Raw genomic sequence first — 19,488 nt, forward strand, 5'->3', positions numbered from 1 at the left:
GCCTGGACATGATCAGGGAGTGTCTACTCATCGTTATTCTGGCAACCATGATGTTCGAGGCGACAGCGGCGCCCGCCCGCCCCCCCGCCGATGGCCTGGTGCTGTGGCTCGACGCGGCCGATGCCTCGAGCATCAGCCTCGATGAACATCACCGCGTGCTGCGCTGGAAGGACAAATCCGCCCGGAACAACCCTGTGACCACGGACGAAGCATCGGCCAGCGCACGGCCCGACTATGTGAGCAATGCCCTCAACGGTCATGCCGTGGTGCGATTGAAGGGTTCGGCGGCGTTCAGCGCCAAGGCGTTGCGCACGGCAAAAGGTCCGGTCACGCTGTTGATCGTGTCGCGGCGACTGCCGGAACAGGCCGGTGGCAAGGCCTGGCAGCGCCTGTTCAGTTCGCGTCCGCACCGGGCCGACAACGACAACGTGGCGCCGAACTTCGGCATCAGCGTGCAACAGACCACCGCCTACGAGCCCACGCTTGCCTTCCTCGAAAGCAGCGATGTGCCGATCGGCCCCCTCGCCGTGGGCCGCAATGTGGTGGGCACCTCTGAAATCCTGCGCGGCGACATCGCTGAAGTGCTGGTGTACGACCGCCCGTTGTCCACTCAGGCCGAGCGTCAGGCAGCGTTTGAGTACCTGGCGAAAAAATGGTCGGTCGCCATCCCGCCGCAAGCCAAGGCCTGGACCCGAACCGGTCCGCTCGGCCCGGTGCCGCAGCACACCCACCCCAACCTGCCACTGTCCGATCAGGCCAATGCCGGCCACTGGCGACTGGACACGCGCTTCACCGACGATTTCAACGGCACTGCCCTCGACCCTAAACGCTGGCACGTCAACGACGCCACCGGCACCGATTCACTGGGACGCAAACCGGCACTCTTCACCCCCGACAACGCCCGTGTCAGCAATGGTTATCTGAACATCACCTTCCGCAAGCAGGCCTTGCCCGACAAATACCTGCGCCTGGGCTTCAAGGACTACACCAGCGCCATGGTCCGCACCATTGAACGCGGCGATTACGGCTACTACGAGGCCCGGGCCAGGCCCATGAATTCGGCGGGTTCCAGCGCATTCTGGCTGGCATGGACGGGGCTTGCCGACAACGCCACGGAAATCGACATTTTCGAGATCGGCGGCAAAACCAAAGACGCCAGATTCGACCGCTTGTACAACATGAACGCCCACGTCTGGGCGACGCCGACCAGTACCGCGCACTTCAGCGAAGGCGGCAGCTGGACCAGCCCCTGGCGCTTCGCCGCCGCCTTTCATGTGTATGGTCTGGACTGGCAGCCCACCACCCTGCGCTGGTACGTCGATGGCGTGCTGGTCAGGGAAGCGAAGAACAGTCACTGGTTCTTCCCGATGCAAATCGTCTTCGACAGCGAAGCCATGTGGGATTGGTTCGGCGTGGTCAACGATGCTGATCTGCCCTCGACCTTCAGCATCGACTACATCAAGGTCTGGCGGCGCGGTAATTAGTCGCCGGGGACTGGATCGCAGGTTAATTGCTGGCGACGTGAGCGACAGTACCGGCGGTGACCAGTGCCTTCAACGACGCATCGAACTGCTTCAGCGCATGCACTTGCAATTCGGTTTGCTGATTGATCTGCGCGGCGATCTGCGGCGCGGCCTTGCCATGCACCCACACCGACGGCATCTGCTGTGCCTGCGCGCCTTCGGCCTGACCGATGTATTGCAGGTCGGCATCGTAGAACTTGGCGATAAACCGCGCTTCGACCTGGTTGTTGCGTTTGGACACCAGGCGGTTGTAGGTGTCGAGCATCACCACCACATCCGGATGGGCCTGCACCGCCGCGTCGAGGTTGTCGTAGACCGTCACCGAAGCGAATTCCTTCTGTAACGACCCCATCAACCAATTGATCGCCCGCTGCGGATCGGAGCTGTCGACGAACGCCTTGGCGATCTGCGAATTCATCTCGGGATTCTGCGCCCCCTTGACCGCCACCGCGTGGTAGCTCTCAAGGTATTGCTGGGTATTGAGGGTGTTTTCGCTGTACAGCACCGCCACGGATTTCGCCTGCTGCAAACTCGCAGCGCTGTCGGCGATCGGCAGGAAACGGCAGGACAAATCGGCAGCCACCGCCGGTGCGGTAGCCGCCACGCTGCCGCTGAACACGGCGATAAAAGCCAGCAAGGTCGACATTCTCATCGCGCTGATTCCTTCAATGGCGAGATAGGTATGACCCTATCCTCCTCTGATGACAGAAAAACAGAACTTGCATTCTTTAATGATGGGTATCGATGGAATGAATGGTAGTTATGAGGATAGCTCCTCTTGAAACGAACCGCGCTTGATACGTCACTGTTTCCCGCTTGTTACCTCAGCGCCCCTGTTGTCACTTCTGCACCGCCGGACCGGTCAATACAGTAGGGCCTTCGGTGGGTTTTCAGGGTTAACGGCCTGCCGGCCCTGCCCTGCGCCGATCCCCCCATCACGGAAGAGGTGAATCATGCATTTCGTAACCGTTGAGAAAAACGACAAAAGCGCCCCATCGGGGGCAGACATGAAAAAAGCCATGACTGATTCTGGCGGTACACCGATTGAGGTAACCGGGGACAACGCGGCCCGTAAACTGACGTTTACCGGTACCGTCAACCACAACACGTATCAGAACAATCTGAGGAAGGTGGCGGACGGCAAGCAAAACAGCTGGAATTTCGTCTGGGCCGACGCGGCGGCCAACAGTTCGGCTGCCTGATGATCCCAGCAGGGCGGTCGAACAACCGCCCTGCTGTTTCTGCGCGTTGATACAACCGCGTTACCTGCCTGTAACGCCAAGACACTTAGCCACCCTGCCCCCTGCGCCTAGAGTGAAGCCCTCAATGGATCGACAGGGCTGACTGCCCACCGCCCATTGATTGCCCAACACACCACCAAGGAAGAGGGAAACCATGAGCAAATCCATCGCTGTCAGCCAACACAGCCAGCAGCTTCACAATGATGTGCAAGAAGCCGTCAAGTCGATCATGGGTGCAACGCAACTGAAGGCGCAGGATTACAACAAGGTACTGAGGTCCACCCTTGCGGCGACACAAAAAGTCGTCACCATCGAGATTGCCTCCGGCGATCTGACTTTGCTCAAGAAGTCCGGCTACAAACTGTGTTTTGCCAAGAAAGTGGGTGACGAAGACTACAACGTGGTCTGGCAGTCCTATGTCGCTTACCTGAGCAACAACGAATTCAGCTGGACCCCGCAATATCAGCTGTTCGCGTCCAATGTGTTCAAGGAAAACGTGCAAGTCAAAGTCTCGACCAACATCGTCAACATCGGCCTGGGTCAAACCTCGACGCTCGCCGATTCGGGCCTGTTGAGCCAGGCGGTGACGGGGGGGCCAGACACTTCGTTTACATTCGTGAACAACTACGCGCCGATTCACCCAGGGGTCAACCAATTGTCCACCGGTATCGATGGCAACCAGGTCAGCACGCCCATCTATGTGGCGGTCAATCCAGTGGTGACCGGCAATACCGTGCTGACCCCGGTCGAAACCATCCTCGTGTGGTTCGAACAAAACGTGCAGACGAGCACCATGTTCAGTTCCTCACGCTCCAAGGCGATCGAAATCGACCTGACTTTCGAAAACACCGCCGGTCGCCTTTACGAAGACGGTAAGTGGAAAACCATCTGACCCAAGCACCGGGGGGCAACCACAGGGTTGCCCCTTCCCTTCAGTTGTCGTCCATTGCGCTGCCAGCGAAATACCCTGTCAGCGAGCGACAGATCGACTCCGCCAAATCCTCCTGGGTCGCAATGCCATAAGGCTGATTGCGATCGAACTGCGCCGACCAGCGAATCCGCCCCTGCGACACATCCACCAACCGCAACGATGCCCGTACCCGCGCCGGTTCCACCCGCACGCTGCCCTCCAGGCAATAGCTGTAGCGCCCGCCACGCTTGGGGTCCGGCGCTTGCACGCTGTTGCGTGCCACCCGCATCAACACATGGCTGCTCCCGGTCTGCGCCTGCTCGAACGACTCGAACAAGCGACAACTCAACTCCTCGCACAAGCCACGGGTGAAGTCATCGCCATCGCGGGTGATGCAAGTAAACGGCTGGATCTGCAGCACCGGATGGCGTACGCCGATCCCCTTCGGTCGCAGCCGCTGATACGCCAGGCGATAACAACCGGGTGGAATGCTCAAGCGCACCGGGTCCTGTTGACCGCTGGTGGCGTAATGCGCCGCGAGCTTGCGCCGTAATCGCCCCACCTGCACCCGCACCACCGGATCGTCGCCGGTGCAGTAAATCGCCGGATCACGACGAAACACCGCGATGCCGATGGCGTGCTCGGTAAGCGGTGAATGGGAAGACTGCAAGTCGTGCTCCACCAGAAAGCGCAACAGGCCGCCCATCCGCCTGGACTTGGCAAACAAGGGGCTGGCCAGCAACGACGCCAGCACCCGCTCCATCTCTTCGCGATCGAGGGGCTCGGGAATTTCAGCCGCACTCGAATCGACCATTCGTTTGATCTCCATCGCCTGCCTCCGTGCAGGTTGCCGACAGGAATAGATGTCGTACTCCGTGAATACACCTGCAACGTGAGCCAGAAACAGGCTCGGGCGTTGCAACGAGCAAGCGTAGCAGCCGTGATGGGATCGGGAGGCGATTGCACTGATAGCAACCTGACATCCGACGAACGTTCAAATCTGGAGGGCTGTAAAATCTGTAACCCCGAAAACGACATCAACACCATCACCAGCATCGCCCGGATTCTGCTTCATGTAGGAGCGAGCTTGCTCGCGAAAAACGTCTGGACAACGCGATCATTCAGACAGCACGCGTTATCGTTGACGTCCATCGCGAGCAAGCTTGCTCCTACAGAGAATCTCCACTCGGTCTCTCGAGCGGGCGAACACCGCGAAAAGCCAAAGCGATGCGGCCTGGCAGCCGACCTGGCTGTTGTGGATATACCTCGGACCAAACTGTAGGAGCTGGCTTGCCAGCGAAAAGTGTGGCTCAGTCGACAAACTTATTATCTGAAACCGAAGAAACGGATATGTACACCATCCTTTATTGAATCTATCTGCCCCCCCTTTATGAGGCAACGCTTTCAACCAGACCGTCTACGCTCACCCCACAGGATCTAACTCCCTGCCGCAAGACCCGGCTATTTCCACACATTGGAATTCACCATGCTCCGCCTCCTGCCGACCGCATTGACGCTGTTCGCTTTAAGCCTTCCGGCACACGCCGCGATAGCGCCCTTCCCTGCCTCCTTCCACACCCAGGACATCCCCGTCGAAGGCGCAACCATGCACGTACGCGTCGGCGGCAAAGGCCCGGCCGTGGTGCTTTTGCACGGTTTCGGCGATACCGGCGATATGTGGGCACCGCTGGCCGCCGATCTGGCACGGGATCACACGGTGGTGGTACCGGACCTGCGCGGAATGGGTTTGTCGTCGATTCCCGACGGCGGTTATGACAAGAAGACCCAGGCCGGCGATATTCGTGGGGTGTTGGCGGCGTTGAAGATCGAGCATTCGGTGGTCATCGGTCACGACATCGGCACCATGGTCGCGTTCGCCTATGCCTCGCGTTATCCGGAGCGTACTGATCGTCTGGTGGTGATGGATGCGCCAGTGCCGGGCATTCCACCGTGGAACGAGATTGTCCGCTCACCGATGCTGTGGCATTTCGACTTCGGTGGACCGGATATGGAACGATTGGTAGCCGGCCGGGAGCGGATTTATCTGGACCGCTTCTGGAACGAGTTCGCGGGCGATCCCGCCAAGGTCGATGAAGAGATCCGCCAGCACTACGCCAAGCTCTATGCCCGCCCCGGCTACATGCACGCAGCCTTCGCGCAATTTCGCAGCATTCGTCAGGATGAGGTCGACAACAAGGCGTCGATGGCGACGCGGTTGAAGATGCCGGTGTTGGCAGTCGGCGGGGAGAAGTCCTTTGGGAGCAATGAAGCGATCGTGATGCGTAACGCCGCGGACAAGGTCACGGAGGTGGTAATACCGGGGGCCGGGCATTGGTTGATGGAAGAAGCGCCGACACAGACTATTGCGGCGATTCGTAACTTTATGGCGTCAGGATCCTGAGCCAAGACCAGCGGGCTTGATAACTCTTCGCTTTCTGATCGAACAGGTCGGGTTGCGGATTCTTCGGGTTGATACGAAGAATCCCTTGTTCCGTGTCAGCCAAACCGTTTGGCGCATAGATTTCGCCTGTTTCAACATCCAGCCCGATACAGGTACCCGCAACCAAGTAACGATCAATCCCGTCTTTCGCTGACTGAAGTTCAGGGTACGGCTTGCCAAAGCGCTGGCTGTACCAAAGGTGTACGCGGGCCTGATTCCTGATTTCAATATTCACGTCAAGATCCTGGAACAGGCGCTGAGCCGAGTGGATGACCTCGTTCTCGGCCTCCCAGGACAGATCCGTGTCGAAGTAAAAGACGTCGTAATCCTTGATGCCCCAGGCCGTGGGTCGCTGCGACTGATGATTCCACACAGCCTGGAATAGGCAGCCTGCGGTGAGCATGCATTGATTCAGGCCGAGCCAAGGTAAGCGCGAAGTGATTTGAGCATTGATTGGATTGGTCATCGCAATGCTGAGCAACGTTTCGGCTGTCAGTGTCATTTCCATTCCCTGGTGATCAAAAAGACGCCGCCAGTTTAACCCTTCATACCCGATCCCTGACCACACCGAACAACGCCATCAGCCTCAGAAATCGTTTCATTCCGGGCATAAAAAAACCGCATCCGCTGCGGTTTTTTGGTTGCCTACGCTGTTCATCCGGGCGTTGCTGCACTTGCTCAAAGACGTAACAAGCGCTTGCTCAATGGGATTTCTTCGTGCCCGTCATGCCAGTCTTGCTCAACCCTTTCGCATTGTGGTCGCCCGGGGTCGTGGCCGCAATGGCGCGGGCTTTGGAGAGGCCGCGGGTATCTTTGGAATGGGCGATACCGGACGTCGTTGTGCCATGCCCGTTATCGTCATTGCGCTGACTGCCAAAGTGATTGCCGCTGATGCCGTGGTTGCGAGTAGCCTTGCCGGCGTGATCGCTGGCCAATCCTTTGCCATGACCATTGCTGGTGGAGTTGCCGGCGTGATCCGAGCCGTTGCGCCCGCCACCCACGCCTGCACCATGACCACCACCATTTCCGCCAGCGTTTCCGCCACCATTGCCTCCGCCGTGGCCACCACCACCACCACCATCTTTAGCGTGTGCGGAATTGATGATGGACAGGTTAGCGGGCAGTAATGGAGCGGCTGCGAGCATCAGGGCGCAGGACAGGACGGCGGCGAGACTTTTTTTGTTTAAAAGCATGATTGCTTCCGTAGGATTGATTTCGCGTGCTGTATGACGCGATAACCCCCTGACAGTTCAAACGCTCGCGACAGCCGGTGCCCAAACGTCGCTTTCGAGAATGTGGTCGAATCGCCTCGCCCCTCAAACGCTAGTCAAAAGCCCCGTCGAGCACTTCATAAATAAGTCCGGTGGCCAGCGCGACCAGAATCAAGTCCGTGCCTGCCTGTTGCCATTCGTACCCGTCATAATGTGGCAATCTACCGATCAACCGACCATCGAGCTTTTTGGCAATCCCCGGTGGCAGCGGTTTGCCTCGAGCGAGGTTCTTTTGAATGCCGGGAGGCAAGGCCGGACCCGGCGTCCAATAGTCGCGATAGCCACCGACAATCCCGAGAACGCCGGCGCGATCGATACTCGGGCCATGATCCCAATCACTGCCCCCTGACTTTTTACCTTTATTTCCATGTCCGCCCTGGTTGCCGTGGTCCTGCGTATTTTGCGGGTTTCCCTTGGCATTACCCTGGCCCTTTCCATTGCCGGGATCGGCCCATGCGGTCACTGGGCCGGTGACCATTGCAAGGCATGTAACAGCTGCGATCAATGAGCGGGATCTGTGCATGAGTCGTTCCTTCAAGGCAGGCCAATTGCTGTGAACTTTAGACGTTGTTGAAGACGGAACCGCGCACTTGTTCACGTTTTCGAAACTCTATCAGCGCCGATCCTTGATCAATCAGGGCGCCATTGGAGAGGAAATCCCGATGAACAATAGACCACTGCTTTTACTCGTCAGCCTTGGCCCCACACTGGTATTCGCAGAAGGCTGTGACGTGCTGACGCGATCCCAAAGTCCCTCGGTTCCCGTCGTCGAAACCCACAGTTGCTACGAATACGAAGGCATGCCAGTCAACGCGATTGACTGGTCATGCAGCAACGAAAGCAGGGACATGCTGGCCAGCACCAGGAAAAAAGTCGAAAAATGTGCCGATCTGTATCAGGCCACCTGCACCGCCACGCTGACGCAAGAATCCCTGGCCAACCCACACGCCACCAGCAAGGACAAGAACAGCAATGCCCTGAACATTCCGGATAATGCTCAGGTCACGACTTATTATTACGGCGCGGAACACATGGATCAGGCCAGGATCGATTGCGAATCAGGGGGCGGGCAATGGAAGGCAAAATAGCCGGTTCACGCCCGCCGTCAGAAGTTCGCCGGCGTATTCGCGCTGATAATCTCGGCCTCATCCGCCCCAATATTCCGGAACTTGTGCGGCAGCGTCGTCGGGAAGTAATACCCGTCTCCGGCGTTCAATACACTGATCTGACCATCCACGGTCAACTCGACTGTGCCACGGGTCACAAGCCCGCACTCCTCGCCTTCGGAGTGCACGATCGGCTCTTCCCCGGAACTGGCGCCCGGCGCGTATTGCTCGCGCAGCAGGCGCATCTGCCGACTCGGGACGGAGGCGCCGATCAACAGCAGGCGCAGCCCATGGCGGCCCAGGTCAGGTTGTTCGCTGGCGCGGAAGACGTATTGGTGTTCGCGCGGGGGCTGGTCGAAGGTGAAGAAGTCCGCCAGGGACATGGGGATGCCTTCGAGCAGCTTTTTCAGGGAACTGACCGAGGGGCTGACGCGATTCTGTTCGATCAGCGAGATGGTGGCATTGGTGACGCCGCTACGCCGGGCCAGCTCGCGCTGGGAGAGTTTGTAGCTTTCGCGTACTAATTTGAGTCGTGAGCCCGTATCCATGACAGCCTTATGTGCCAACCTGCAGGAACGAAATTGCTCGCTCCCGCAGTGATAATGGAAGGGTGGAGAGCAGGCGCGGATAACGCCGTTTTCCGGTCCCGGAAACGTGAAAGGCGGCTATTAAATCACGTTTGTTGGTGTTGCAAAGCAGGTTCGATAAACGGCAGAAAAAAACTTCCGCCAGTTCTGATACTGCACCACCTGTGGGAGCGAGCCTGCTCGCGAAAGCGGTGTGTCAGGCGACATCGATAGTGGCTGATATGGCCTCTTCGCGAGCAGGTTCGCTCCCACAGGGTTGTTGCGGTGTTTCAAGTAAATAAAAAGCCGGCGGTACCTTTTGGGGCGACCGCCGGCGAGGTAACGCTTAGATGCCGAAACGGTCGCGCAGCGAGTAGTACACGGCGCCCATGGCGGTGAGCGGCGCGGAGAACGTGCGCCCGCCGATCATCGGCATGTGTGGCAGGGAAGCGAAGGCGTCGAAACGTTCGGCATCGCCGCGGATCATTTCCGAGATCAGCTTGCCGGCCAGGTGCGAGCAGGTAACGCCGTGGCCGCTATAGCCCTGCATATAGTAGGCGTTTTTCTCGATACGGCCGAATTGCGGCATGCGCGACATGGTCAGCAGGAAGTTGCCGGTCCAGCGGTAGTCGATCTTCACGTCCTTCAATTGCGGGAAGGTCTTGAGGATTTTCGGGCGGATCAGTTGTTCAATGTCGTCCGGCTCGCGGGCGCCGTAGACCACGCCACCGCCGTAGAGCAGACGGTTGTCGGCGGTCAGGCGGAAGTAGTCGAGCAGGTAGTTGCAGTCTTCAACGCAGTAGTTATTGGTGATCAGGCTCTTGGCCTGTTTCTCCGTCAACGGCTCGGTGACGACGATCTGCGAACCGCACGGCATGCTCTTGCTGGTGACACGGTTGTCCAGGCCTTGCGGCAGATAGGCGTTACCGGCGATCAGCAGGTACTTGGCCCGCACCACGCCTTTGGCGGTGCGCACGGTGATCGGTTCGCCGTAGGTGATTTCCACCGCCGCCGATTGTTCGAAAATCTTGCCGCCCAGGCCGATGATCGCCGAGGCTTCGCCCAGCGCCAGGTTCAGCGGGTGAATGTGCCCGCCCTGCATGTCCAGCAGGCCGCCGACGTAGTTGTCGCAACCCACTTCGCGCTTGATGTCCGACTCGCTGAGCAGGGTCAGGTTCTTGTTGCCGTAGCGCTCCCAGCTTTTCTTCTGCTCGGCCAGGCCCTTGAACTGCTTTTTGTTCAGCGCGGCAAAGATGCCACCCGGACGATAATCACACTGGATGTCGTAGTGCTGTATGCGCTGGCGAATGATGTCGGCGCCTTCGAAGATCATGCTGCCGAGCACTTCAGCGGTCCTGTCGCCATAGCGCTCTTCGATGACATCGACGTCGCGGCTGTAGGAGTTGACCAGTTGACCGCCGTTGCGACCGCTGGCGCCGAAGCCGACTTTGGCCGCTTCCAGCACGGTGACGCTGTAGCCCGCTTCGGCGAGGAACAGGGCCGAGGACAGGCCTGTGTAGCCGGCGCCGATCACGCAGACGTCGCATTCCACCAGTTCTTCAAGTACCGGGAAGTCGCCGGTGAAGTTGCGGGTGGCGGCGTAGTAGCTGTTTACATGTTTCATAAGATTCTCCGATGGCCACCAGCTCAACCGGCGGCCGCCGCTTTTATTGTTGTTAGAGCTTGATCCAGGTCGCCTTGAGCTCGGTGTACTTGTCGAACGCGTGCAGCGATTTGTCCCGACCGTTACCCGATTGCTTGTAGCCACCGAACGGCGCGGTCATGTCGCCGCCGTCGTACTGGTTGACCCAGACGCTGCCGGCGCGCAAGCCACGGGCGAAGGTGTGGGCCTTGCTCAGATTGCTGGTCCACACGCCTGCCGCCAGGCCGAAGATGCTGTCGTTGGCGATTGCCAGGGCTTCTTCAGCCGTGTCGAAGGTGATCAGCGACAGCACCGGGCCGAAGATTTCTTCACGGGCAATGGTCATGGCGTTGGTCACGCCGTCAAAAATCGCCGGTTCCACGTACAGGCCGCCGGTGTCCTCGAGGGTGCGTTGGCCGCCGGCGATCAGCTCGGCGCCCTGCTCGCGACCGATGTCGATGTAGCGCAACACGTTATCCAGTTGACGCTGATCGACGACCGCGCCAACCGTTGTTGCAGGATCCAGCGCGTGCCCCGGTTTCCATGCCTGCAGGGCTTCCACCAGCAGCGGGATGAATTGGTCGCGGATCGAACGTTCCACCAGCAGGCGCGAGCCGGCGGTGCAGACTTCGCCCTGATTGAAGGCAATGCCGCTGGCCGCTGCCTGGGCGGCCACGCGCAGGTCCGGTGCGTCGGCGAACACCACGTGCGGGCTCTTGCCGCCCGCTTCCAGCCAGACGCGCTTCATGTTGCTTTGCCCGGCGTAAATCATCAGTTGCTTGGCAATCGCGGTGGAGCCGGTGAAGGCCAGCACATCGACGTCCATGTGCAGCGCCAAGGCCTTGCCGACGGTGTGACCGTAGCCTGGCAGGACGTTAAACACGCCTTTGGGAATGCCCGCTTCCAGCGCAAGCTGCGCGATGCGGATCGCGGTCAGCGGCGATTTTTCCGAAGGCTTGAGGATGAACGAGTTACCCGCTGCCAGCGCCGGGGCGAATTTCCAGCTGGCCATGATCAGCGGGAAGTTCCACGGCACGATGGCCGCGACCACGCCGGCCGGTTCGCGCGTCACCAGGCCAAGCTGATCGTGGGGCGTGGCGGCGACTTCATCGTAGATTTTGTCGATGGCTTCGGCAGTCCAGCGGATCGCGTTGGCGGTCGCCGGGACATCGACGTTCATCGAGTCGCTGATGGGCTTGCCCATGTCCAGGGTTTCCAGCAGCGCCAGCTCTTCCCGGTTTTCCAGGATCAGATCGGCGAAGCGGATCAGGATACGCTTGCGTTCCACCGGAGCCAGGTTGGCCCAGACGCCGGACTCGAAGGTACGACGCGCAACGGCAACAGCGGCGTTGGCATCGGCTTCGTCAGTGCTGGCGACGTTGGCCAGGAAGCGGCCGTCTACCGGGCTTACGCATTCGAACGTGGCGCCACTGGCGGCCGCGCAATATTGACCGTCGATGAAGGCACGGCTTTCGATGTTGAGGGACTGGAAGCGTTGCTCCCAGTCGCTGCGAGTGATTGTCATGGTTGTGACTCGACGCAGGGGAATAAGTGATCGCAAGACCTGTGGGAGCAAAGCTTGCTCGCGATAGCGGTGTGCCAGGCAACATCAATGTTGATTGATCCGCCGCCATCGCGAGCAAGCTTTGCTCCTACAGGTTTTTGTGTCTGGCACTGTGGGAGCGAGCCTGCTCGCGAAGGCGGAGTGTCAGGCGACATCCATGTTGAATGTGCCGCCATCTTCGCGAGCAGGCTCGCTCCCACAGTTGATCGGTGTTGTTCGTCTTAGACGGTATGCAAGTACCAGTTGTACTCAAGGTCCGAGATGGAGTTTTCGAACTCGGCCAGTTCGCTTTCCTTGCACGCCACGAACACGTCGATGTACATCGGGTCGATGTATCTGGCCATGACTTCGCTGTCGTCCAGCTCACGCAGTGCATCACGCAGGTTGTTCGGCAGGCTTTGCTCGTTTTGCTCGTAGCTGTTGCCTTCCACCGGCGAACCCGGTTCGATCTCGTTGGTCAGGCCGTGGTGCACACCCGCCAGCACCGATGCCAGCAGCAGGTACGGGTTGGCGTCGGCACCGGCTACACGGTGTTCGATGCGCACGGCGTCCGGCGAACCGGTCGGTACACGCACCGCCACAGTGCGGTTGTCGATGCCCCAGCTCGGCGAGTTCGGTACGTAGAACTGCGCGCCGAAACGACGGTACGAGTTGACGTTCGGGCAAAGGAACGCCATCTGCGCCGGCAGGGTCTCGAGCACACCGCCGATCGCGTGTCGCAGCGCGGCGTTCTGCTCGGGATCCTCGCTGGCAAAGATGTTGTTGCCTTCCTTGTCGAGAATCGAAATGTGCACGTGCAGACCGTTGCCCGCCTGGCCCGGATACGGCTTGGCCATGAAGGTGGTGTCCATCTCGTGGTCGTAGGCGATGTTCTTCACCAGACGCTTGAGCAGGACCGCGTAATCGCAGGCCTTTATAGGGTCGGCCACGTGGTGCAGGTTGACTTCGAACTGCGCCGGGGCGCTTTCCTTGACGATGGCGTCAGCCGGGATGCCCTGCTCCTTCGCACCTTCCAGAATGTCCTGCAGGCAGTCGACGTATTCGTCGAGGTCGTCGATCAGGTACACCTGGGTCGACATCGGACGCTTGCCCGATACCGGCGAACGTGGCGATTGTGGACGTCCGTTCACGTTGTCCTGGTCGATCAGGTAGAACTCCAGTTCGAACGCGGCGCAGATGGTCAGGCCCAGGTCGTCGAACTTGCGCACGATATTGGCCAGCACTTCACGCGGGTCGGCGAAGAACGGCTCGCCTTCCAGCTCGTGCATGGTCATCAGCAACTGTGCAGTCGGGCGCTTCTGCCACGGCTCGATGCTCAGGGTGCCGGGGATCGGGTAGCAGATCCGGTCGGAGTCACCGATGTCCAGACCCAGGCCGGTGCTTTCCACCGTGGAACCATTGATGTCCAGAGCAAACAGAGACGCCGGCAGGTTAATGCCTTTCTCGTAAACCTTGTGGAGACTGGTGCGTTCGATGCGCTTGCCGCGCACCACGCCGTTCATATCCGCAATCAGAAGGTCGACGTACAAAACCTCAGGATGTTTCTTAAGGAATGCGTTTGCTTCGTTGAGTTGAACGGCACGCGAGGGGACCGACATGAGGCACCTATTAAGCTGTTAATTATTATGTTCACCGCCCTTTCACGTAGCCAGTCAATCCGAAAGGCAAAGTGAAGTCAATAGCGAACACTCAGCCTTTCAGCGTTTATTTTCGGGCCTCTCAGGAGTACGAGAGTGCCAGATTGGCCGCCAAACACGCGTAAACCCTGAAGATCGGACGTGCGGCGTTTAGAATTTTTTACATGAGAGTTGTTAATTAAAATCAACAAGGCTAAGCTCCGGAAAAGCTCGTTCAAGTGTGAAACTTCGAGGTGATAAAAATGGCATTCAAGCCATTGATCGGCGTTACTGCGTGCGTCAAACAGATTGGCCTGCACCCCTACCATGTCAGCGGCGACAAGTACTTGCGTGCTGTCAGCGTTGCCGCGCTGGGGTTGCCCGTCGTCATTCCTTCCCTGGCTGAACTGACCGAAATCGAGGATCTGCTGCCGCAGCTCGACGGTCTGTTGCTGACCGGCTCGCCATCGAATGTGGAACCCTTCCACTATCAAGGCCCCGACAGCGCTCCCGGCACGGAACACGATCCCCAGCGGGATCGCACCACCCTTCCCCTGATCCGCGCGGCCATCGCCGCCGGCGTGCCGGTACTCGGCATCTGCCGTGGCTTTCAGGAGATGAACGTGGCGTTCGGTGGCAGCCTGCATCAGAAAGTCCATGAACTTCCCGGCTTCCTCGATCATCGCGAAGCCAACCACCCCGACCTGGCCGTGCAATACGCACCGGCCCATGCGGTCAAGGTGCAACCGGGCGGTGTGTTCGAAGCCCTGGATCTGCCTGCGGTGTTCCAGGTCAATTCGATTCACAGCCAGGGCATCGACCGATTGGCCCCCGGTCTGCGCGCCGAAGCCGTGGCTCCCGATGGTTTGATCGAGGCAGTCTCGGTGGAGAACAGCAAGGCCTTCGCCCTCGGCGTGCAATGGCACCCGGAATGGCAGGTCCTGGACAATCCGCCTTACTTGAGCATTTTCCAGGCGTTCGGCGAAGCGTGCCGGCAACGGGCGGCGCTGCGGAACGCGCGCTGACGTAAAGCACTGAACATCAATTTACTGCCCCCGCGGGTCATGCGGGCGTGCCTTTGCGCGCCCGTCGCCCGCGACAACAACACACTGCAATAAAAACAAGTACCGCAGCCAGGAAGGCGGCACCGGATAAACCCGGCTGAAACGGTAACCCTGTAGGAGCAAAGCTTGCTCGCGATGGCGACGGATCAACCAACATTGATGTCGCCTGATGCACCGCCATCGCGAGCAAGCTTTGCTCCCACAAGAGCCAGAGCCGGGTTTGCAAACAACTATTAAGTCGGGCCGCGTTGGCCTGGCGACTGAAACCTGTTGGGAGTTTCACATGGCAAACGCCTCCAGCATTTACAGGAAGGCCCTTGAAGGTCACCAGGCACCGAAAAAGGTGTTGGTGAAAGTCGATCGCGTCACCAAGAAATTCGACGAGACCACCGCCGTGGACGATGTGTCCCTGGAGATTCATCAGGGCGAAATCTTTGCCCTGCTCGGTGGTTCCGGTTCCGGCAAATCGACGCTGCTGCGCATGCTCGCCGGCTTCGAGCGCCCGACCGAAGGGCGGATTCTGCTCGACGGCGTGGACATCACCGACATGCCGCCCTACGAGCGGCCGATCAACATGATGTTCCAGTCCTATGCCCTGTTCCCGCACATGACCGTGGCGCAGAACATCGCCTTCGGCCTCAAGCAGGACCGTTTGCCCGCCGCTGAAATCGACGCCCGCGTGGACGAGATGCTGCGTCTGGTGCACATGACCCAGTACGCCAAGCGCAAACCCCATCAGTTGTCCGGCGGCCAGCGTCAGCGCGTGGCCCTGGCCCGCTCCCTGGCCAAGCGGCCGAAGTTGCTGTTGCTCGACGAACCCATGGGTGCACTGGATAAAAAGCTGCGTTCGCAAATGCAGCTGGAACTGGTGGAGATCATCGAGCGCGTCGGCGTGACCTGCGTGATGGTGACCCACGACCAGGAAGAGGCCATGACCATGGCCCAGCGCATCGCGATCATGCACCTGGGCTGGATCGCCCAGATCGGCAGCCCGGTCGATATCTACGAAGCACCGGTCAGCCGCATGGTCTGCGAATTCATCGGCAACGTGAACGCCTTCGACGGCCAGGTGGTGGAAGACCTGGAAGGTCACGCGATCATTCACAGCCCGGACCTGGAGCAGAAGATCTACGTCGGTCACGGCGTCAGCACCTCGGTGCAGGACAAGTCGATCACCTACGCGATCCGCCCGGAAAAACTGCTGGTCAGCACCACCAAGCCCGACACCCGCTACAACTGGTCCAGCGGCAAGGTGCATGACATCGCCTACCTCGGCGGTCACTCGGTGTTCTACGTCGAACTGCCTGGCGGCAAAGTCGTGCAGTCGTTCATGGCCAACGCCGAACGCCGTGGGGCACGTCCGACCTGGGACGATCAGGTCTACGTGTGGTGGGAAGACGACAGCGGCGTGGTACTGCGCGCATGAAAACCTTCAATCAGCAATTCCTGCGCCTGGTGCCCAGCGGTCGCAAGATCGTCATCGGCATTCCGTTCCTGTGGCTGTGCCTGTTCTTCATGTTGCCGTTCTTCCTGGTGATGAAGATCAGCTTTTCGGAAGCAGCCCTGGCCATTCCGCCCTACTCGGAGATCTACACCTACGCCGAGCAGAAATTCAATCTGCTGCTCAACATCGGCAACTACACGTTGCTGGGCGAAGATGAGCTTTACATCTCGGCGTACCTCGGTTCGTTGAAGGTCGCGCTGTTCAGTACGCTGATGTGCCTGGTGATCGGTTTTCCGATGGCCTACGCCATCACCAAGGCGAGCAAGGAAGCGCAAAACGTCTTGATGCTGCTGATCATGATGCCGACCTGGACGGCGATCCTGATCCGCGTCTATGCGTGGATGGGCATCCTCAGCAACAACGGTTTGCTCAACGCCTTCCTGCTGTGGACCGGGCTGATCGATCACCCGATCGAGATCCTCAACACCAACACTGCCGTCTATATCGGCGTGGTGTATGCGTATCTGCCGTTCATGATCCTGCCGCTGTACGCCAACCTGGTGAAGCACGATCAGAGCCTGCTGGAAGCCGCATCGGACCTGGGTTCGAGCACCTTCAACAGCTTCTGGAAGATCACCGTGCCGCTGGCCAAGAACGGCATCATCGCCGGTTGCATGCTGGTGTTCATTCCGGTGGTGGGCGAGTTCGTGATTCCGGAACTGCTGGGCGGCCCGGAGACGCTGATGATCGGTCGCGTGCTGTGGCAAGAGTTCTTCAATAACCGCGACTGGCCGGTGGCGTCCGCCCTGGCGGTGGTCATGCTGTTGATCCTGATTGTGCCGATTCTGCTGTTCAACCGCAGCCAGGCCAAAGAAATGGAGGCACGGGGATGAAACGTTTCGGTTTCTCGAAAATGATGCTGTGGCTCGGCTTGTCGTTCATCTACCTGCCGATGCTGATTCTGGTGATCTACTCGTTCAACGCCTCGAAGCTGGTGACGGTGTGGGGTGGCTGGTCGTTCAAGTGGTACGCCGGCCTGCTCGACAACTCGCAACTGATGGGCTCGGTGGTGCGCTCGCTGGAAATCGCCTGCTATACGGCGGTTGCCGCCGTCGCACTGGGAACACTGGCCGCGTTCGTCCTGACTCGGGTGACGCGCTTCAAGGGTCGCACGCTGTTCGGTGGCCTGGTGACCGCGCCGCTGGTGATGCCGGAAGTGATCACCGGTCTGTCGCTGTTGCTGCTGTTCGTGGCCATGGCGCAATTGATCGGCTGGCCGATGGAACGCGGCATCGTGACGATCTGGATCGCTCACACCACGTTTTGTGCCGCCTACGTGGCGGTGGTAGTCTCCGCCCGCCTTCGCGAGCTGGATCTGTCCATCGAAGAAGCGGCCATGGACCTCGGGGCCAAGCCGTTCAAGGTGTTTTTCCTGATCACCATCCCGATGATCGCGCCGTCACTGGCGGCCGGCGGCATGATGTCCTTTGCCCTGTCCCTGGATGACCTGGTACTGGCGAGCTTCGTTTCCGGCCCGGGTTCCACGACCCTGCCGATGGAAGTGTTCTCGGCGGTGCGCCTGGGCGTGAAGCCGGAGATCAACGCCGTGGCCAGCCTGATTCTGCTGGCGGTGTCGATCGTGACCTTCATGGTCTGGTACTTCAGCCGCCGCGCCGAAGCCAGCCGCAAACGGGCGATTCAGGAAGCCATGGACCAGACCGCCAGCGAATCGTGGCAGCAACCTAAGAAGCAAATGGTAGAAGCGACGGCCTAGCACCACCCCCTGTAGGAGCGAGCATGCTCGCGATGGACGTAAACGATAACGTTGGCTACCTGAATGAACGCGTCGTCCTTGAGTTTTTCGCGAGCAGGCTCGCTCCTACACGAAGTGTGATTTGAATAAAAAAGAAATGGAGTTGTACCGATGAAAATGTTTGGCAGGACTCTGCTGACACTGTCCTTATTGGGCGCGATTGCCACCGGCGCCCAGGCCAATGACAAGGTTCTGCGCGTCTACAACTGGTCGGATTACATTGCCCCGGACACCGTCAAGAAATTCGAAGACGAGACCGGGATCCAGGTGACCTACGATGTGTTCGACAGTAACGAAACCCTTGAAGCTCGCCTGCTGGCGGGCAAATCAGGCTACGACATCGTCGTGCCGTCCAACAGTTTCCTGGCCAAGCAGGTCAAGGCCGGCGTCTATCGGGAACTGGACAAATCCAAACTGCCGAACTGGAAAAACCTCAACACGGTGCTGTTGAAGAACGCCTCCGCCAGTGATCCGGATAACGCCCATGCGTTCCCGTACATGTGGGGCTCGATCGGCATTGGTTTCAACCCGGACAAGGTCAAGGAAGTGCTCGGCGCCAACGCCCCGACCAACTCCTGGGACTTGCTGTTCAAGCCGGAAAACGCGGAAAAACTGAAAGCCTGCGGTATCAGTTTCCTCGATTCGCCAACTGAAATGCTCCCGGCCGCCCTGCACTACCTGGGCTACCCGGTGAACGATCAGGACAAGCAGCACATCAGCGAAGCCGAAGCGTTGTTCATGAAGATTCGCCCGTCGGTGGCGTACTTCCATTCCTCGAAGTACATCTCTGACCTGGCCAACGGCAATATCTGCGTGGCCGTCGGTTATTCCGGCGACGTGCTGCAAGCCAAGGCCCGGGCCCAGGAAGCCGGCGACAAGGTGAAGATCGACTACAGCATCCCCAAAGAAGGCGCCGGCAGTTTCTACGACATGGTGGCCATCCCGCGGGATGCGGCCAACGTCGAGAACGCCTACCTGTTCATGAACTTCCTGATGCGCCCGGACATCATTGCCGAAATCACCAACAGCATCGGCTACAGCAACGCCAACGCGGCGGCAACGCCCTTGGTGGATGAAGCGATTCGCAACGATCCGGGCTCGTACCCGTCGCAGGAAACCATGGCGACCTTGTATGCCATTCCTGATATGCCGATCGGTGTGCAGCGGGTGATGACCCGGGGTTGGACCAAGGTAAAACTCGGCAAATAGTTCACTCAGCACGGCTGTTGAATCTGACACCGCTTTCGCGAGCAGGCTCGCTCCGACAATGAAATGCATTCCCCTGTGG

At 59.3% G+C, this 19,488-nt stretch carries 19 protein-coding genes; 10 read left to right on the plus strand and 9 right to left on the minus strand.

Going from position 1 to position 19,488, the window contains the following annotated elements; genetic code table 11:
- Positions 1-8 precede the first annotated feature (8 nt).
- The gene (locus LAB08_RS16685) at positions 9-1,484 is read left to right on the plus strand and encodes a family 16 glycosylhydrolase (RefSeq protein ID WP_172901598.1); all 1,476 of its coding nucleotides are present in this window, start codon (positions 9-11) and stop codon (positions 1,482-1,484) included.
- Positions 1,485-1,506: 22 nt separating this feature from the next.
- On the opposite strand, the gene LAB08_RS16690 is transcribed toward LAB08_RS16685, so the two are convergent.
- The gene (locus tag LAB08_RS16690; protein ID WP_096510743.1) at positions 1,507-2,175 is read right to left on the minus strand and encodes an ATPase; all 669 of its coding nucleotides are present in this window, start codon (positions 2,173-2,175) and stop codon (positions 1,507-1,509) included.
- A 301-nt stretch (positions 2,176-2,476) separates the two neighbouring features.
- Between LAB08_RS16690 and LAB08_RS16695 the strand changes: the two genes are divergently transcribed.
- Both LAB08_RS16695 and LAB08_RS16700 read left to right on the plus strand, forming a co-directional pair.
- Positions 2,477-2,725: a hypothetical protein gene (locus LAB08_RS16695; protein ID WP_096510741.1), complete on the plus strand. Its 249-nt coding sequence runs from the start codon at positions 2,477-2,479 to the stop codon at positions 2,723-2,725.
- Between the two features lie 193 nt (positions 2,726-2,918).
- The gene (locus LAB08_RS16700; RefSeq protein ID WP_096510739.1) at positions 2,919-3,656 is read left to right on the plus strand and encodes a hypothetical protein; all 738 of its coding nucleotides are present in this window, start codon (positions 2,919-2,921) and stop codon (positions 3,654-3,656) included.
- Between the two features lie 40 nt (positions 3,657-3,696).
- Here LAB08_RS16700 and LAB08_RS16705 read toward each other — a convergent pair whose 3' ends face one another.
- Complete coding sequence (locus LAB08_RS16705; protein WP_096510737.1) at positions 3,697-4,503, minus strand: hypothetical protein; 807 nt, start codon at positions 4,501-4,503, stop codon at positions 3,697-3,699.
- A 657-nt stretch (positions 4,504-5,160) separates the two neighbouring features.
- Between LAB08_RS16705 and LAB08_RS16710 the strand changes: the two genes are divergently transcribed.
- Complete coding sequence (locus LAB08_RS16710) at positions 5,161-6,075, plus strand: alpha/beta fold hydrolase (RefSeq protein WP_096510733.1); 915 nt, start codon at positions 5,161-5,163, stop codon at positions 6,073-6,075.
- Here the strand turns inward: LAB08_RS16710 and LAB08_RS16715 are convergent.
- From LAB08_RS16715 to LAB08_RS16725, 3 genes are all read right to left on the minus strand, one after another.
- A complete protein-coding gene (locus tag LAB08_RS16715) occupies positions 6,056-6,616 on the minus strand; it encodes a nucleotidyltransferase family protein (RefSeq protein ID WP_172901597.1) in 561 nt (186 codons plus the stop codon). The two genes, LAB08_RS16710 and LAB08_RS16715, sit on opposite strands and share 20 nt — an antisense overlap.
- Positions 6,617-6,815: 199 nt before the next feature.
- The gene (locus tag LAB08_RS16720; protein ID WP_096510731.1) at positions 6,816-7,307 is read right to left on the minus strand and encodes a hypothetical protein; all 492 of its coding nucleotides are present in this window, start codon (positions 7,305-7,307) and stop codon (positions 6,816-6,818) included.
- Between the two features lie 130 nt (positions 7,308-7,437).
- Complete coding sequence (locus LAB08_RS16725; RefSeq protein WP_096510729.1) at positions 7,438-7,908, minus strand: anti-virulence regulator CigR family protein; 471 nt, start codon at positions 7,906-7,908, stop codon at positions 7,438-7,440.
- A 139-nt stretch (positions 7,909-8,047) separates the two neighbouring features.
- Between LAB08_RS16725 and LAB08_RS16730 the strand changes: the two genes are divergently transcribed.
- Positions 8,048-8,473: a hypothetical protein gene (locus LAB08_RS16730; RefSeq protein ID WP_096515351.1), complete on the plus strand. Its 426-nt coding sequence runs from the start codon at positions 8,048-8,050 to the stop codon at positions 8,471-8,473.
- A gap of 17 nt (positions 8,474-8,490) precedes the next feature.
- On the opposite strand, the gene LAB08_RS16735 is transcribed toward LAB08_RS16730, so the two are convergent.
- The 4 genes from LAB08_RS16735 to LAB08_RS16750 form a co-directional block, all read right to left on the minus strand.
- Entirely contained in the window at positions 8,491-9,039 is a 549-nt protein-coding gene (locus tag LAB08_RS16735) for a cupin domain-containing protein (RefSeq protein WP_096510727.1), read from the minus strand.
- 364 nt (positions 9,040-9,403) lie between these two features.
- The gene (locus LAB08_RS16740; RefSeq protein WP_096510725.1) at positions 9,404-10,681 is read right to left on the minus strand and encodes an NAD(P)/FAD-dependent oxidoreductase; all 1,278 of its coding nucleotides are present in this window, start codon (positions 10,679-10,681) and stop codon (positions 9,404-9,406) included.
- Between the two features lie 52 nt (positions 10,682-10,733).
- The gene (locus LAB08_RS16745) at positions 10,734-12,224 is read right to left on the minus strand and encodes an aldehyde dehydrogenase (protein ID WP_096510723.1); all 1,491 of its coding nucleotides are present in this window, start codon (positions 12,222-12,224) and stop codon (positions 10,734-10,736) included.
- Between the two features lie 260 nt (positions 12,225-12,484).
- On the minus strand, positions 12,485-13,861 hold the full coding sequence (locus tag LAB08_RS16750) for a glutamine synthetase family protein (protein ID WP_096510721.1): 1,377 nt from the start codon (positions 13,859-13,861) through the stop codon (positions 12,485-12,487).
- A gap of 281 nt (positions 13,862-14,142) precedes the next feature.
- On the opposite strand from LAB08_RS16750, the gene LAB08_RS16755 reads away from it, so the two are divergent.
- The 5 genes from LAB08_RS16755 to LAB08_RS16775 all read left to right on the plus strand — a co-directional run bounded on the left by LAB08_RS16755 (position 14,143) and on the right by LAB08_RS16775 (position 19,409).
- Positions 14,143-14,904: a gamma-glutamyl-gamma-aminobutyrate hydrolase family protein gene (locus tag LAB08_RS16755; RefSeq protein ID WP_096510719.1), complete on the plus strand. Its 762-nt coding sequence runs from the start codon at positions 14,143-14,145 to the stop codon at positions 14,902-14,904.
- A gap of 322 nt (positions 14,905-15,226) precedes the next feature.
- The gene (potA, locus tag LAB08_RS16760; RefSeq protein WP_096510717.1) at positions 15,227-16,369 is read left to right on the plus strand and encodes a polyamine ABC transporter ATP-binding protein; all 1,143 of its coding nucleotides are present in this window, start codon (positions 15,227-15,229) and stop codon (positions 16,367-16,369) included.
- Between the two features lie 29 nt (positions 16,370-16,398).
- Positions 16,399-17,280: an ABC transporter permease subunit gene (locus LAB08_RS16765; RefSeq protein ID WP_172901670.1), complete on the plus strand. Its 882-nt coding sequence runs from the start codon at positions 16,399-16,401 to the stop codon at positions 17,278-17,280.
- Entirely contained in the window at positions 17,277-18,161 is an 885-nt protein-coding gene (locus LAB08_RS16770; protein ID WP_096510713.1) for an ABC transporter permease subunit, read from the plus strand. Before LAB08_RS16765 ends, LAB08_RS16770 begins: the two co-directional genes overlap by 4 nt.
- A 150-nt stretch (positions 18,162-18,311) precedes the next feature.
- Positions 18,312-19,409, plus strand: coding sequence for a polyamine ABC transporter substrate-binding protein (locus LAB08_RS16775; RefSeq protein ID WP_096510711.1), 1,098 nt, complete (start codon positions 18,312-18,314; stop codon positions 19,407-19,409).
- The last annotated feature ends 79 nt before the right edge of the window (positions 19,410-19,488 follow it).

It is taken from the genome of Pseudomonas izuensis, from assembly GCF_002356535.2.
In the GTDB taxonomy this organism is placed as follows: Bacteria; Pseudomonadota; Gammaproteobacteria; order Pseudomonadales; family Pseudomonadaceae; genus Aquipseudomonas; species Aquipseudomonas izuensis.

Excerpts from the sequence above, each read along its gene's own strand:
- LAB08_RS16770 (WP_096510713.1), top strand. The coding sequence starts at position 17,277 with ATGAAACGTTTCGGTTTCTCGAAAATGATGCTGTGGCTCGGCTTGTCG.
- LAB08_RS16730 (WP_096515351.1), top strand. The coding sequence starts at position 8,048 with ATGAACAATAGACCACTGCTTTTACTCGTCAGCCTTGGCCCCACACTG.
- LAB08_RS16740 (WP_096510725.1), bottom strand. The coding sequence starts at position 10,681 with ATGAAACATGTAAACAGCTACTACGCCGCCACCCGCAACTTCACCGGC.
- LAB08_RS16735 (WP_096510727.1), bottom strand. The coding sequence starts at position 9,039 with ATGGATACGGGCTCACGACTCAAATTAGTACGCGAAAGCTACAAACTC.
- LAB08_RS16700 (WP_096510739.1), top strand. The coding sequence starts at position 2,919 with ATGAGCAAATCCATCGCTGTCAGCCAACACAGCCAGCAGCTTCACAAT.
- LAB08_RS16725 (WP_096510729.1), bottom strand. The coding sequence starts at position 7,908 with ATGCACAGATCCCGCTCATTGATCGCAGCTGTTACATGCCTTGCAATG.
- LAB08_RS16685 (WP_172901598.1), top strand. The coding sequence starts at position 9 with ATGATCAGGGAGTGTCTACTCATCGTTATTCTGGCAACCATGATGTTC.
- LAB08_RS16755 (WP_096510719.1), top strand. The coding sequence starts at position 14,143 with ATGGCATTCAAGCCATTGATCGGCGTTACTGCGTGCGTCAAACAGATT.
- LAB08_RS16775 (WP_096510711.1), top strand. The coding sequence starts at position 18,312 with ATGAAAATGTTTGGCAGGACTCTGCTGACACTGTCCTTATTGGGCGCG.
- LAB08_RS16695 (WP_096510741.1), top strand. The coding sequence starts at position 2,477 with ATGCATTTCGTAACCGTTGAGAAAAACGACAAAAGCGCCCCATCGGGG.
- LAB08_RS16710 (WP_096510733.1), top strand. The coding sequence starts at position 5,161 with ATGCTCCGCCTCCTGCCGACCGCATTGACGCTGTTCGCTTTAAGCCTT.
- LAB08_RS16715 (WP_172901597.1), bottom strand. The coding sequence starts at position 6,616 with ATGACACTGACAGCCGAAACGTTGCTCAGCATTGCGATGACCAATCCA.
- LAB08_RS16745 (WP_096510723.1), bottom strand. The coding sequence starts at position 12,224 with ATGACAATCACTCGCAGCGACTGGGAGCAACGCTTCCAGTCCCTCAAC.
- LAB08_RS16750 (WP_096510721.1), bottom strand. The coding sequence starts at position 13,861 with ATGTCGGTCCCCTCGCGTGCCGTTCAACTCAACGAAGCAAACGCATTC.
- LAB08_RS16705 (WP_096510737.1), bottom strand. The coding sequence starts at position 4,503 with ATGGAGATCAAACGAATGGTCGATTCGAGTGCGGCTGAAATTCCCGAG.
- LAB08_RS16720 (WP_096510731.1), bottom strand. The coding sequence starts at position 7,307 with ATGCTTTTAAACAAAAAAAGTCTCGCCGCCGTCCTGTCCTGCGCCCTG.
- LAB08_RS16690 (WP_096510743.1), bottom strand. The coding sequence starts at position 2,175 with ATGAGAATGTCGACCTTGCTGGCTTTTATCGCCGTGTTCAGCGGCAGC.
- potA (WP_096510717.1), top strand. The coding sequence starts at position 15,227 with ATGGCAAACGCCTCCAGCATTTACAGGAAGGCCCTTGAAGGTCACCAG.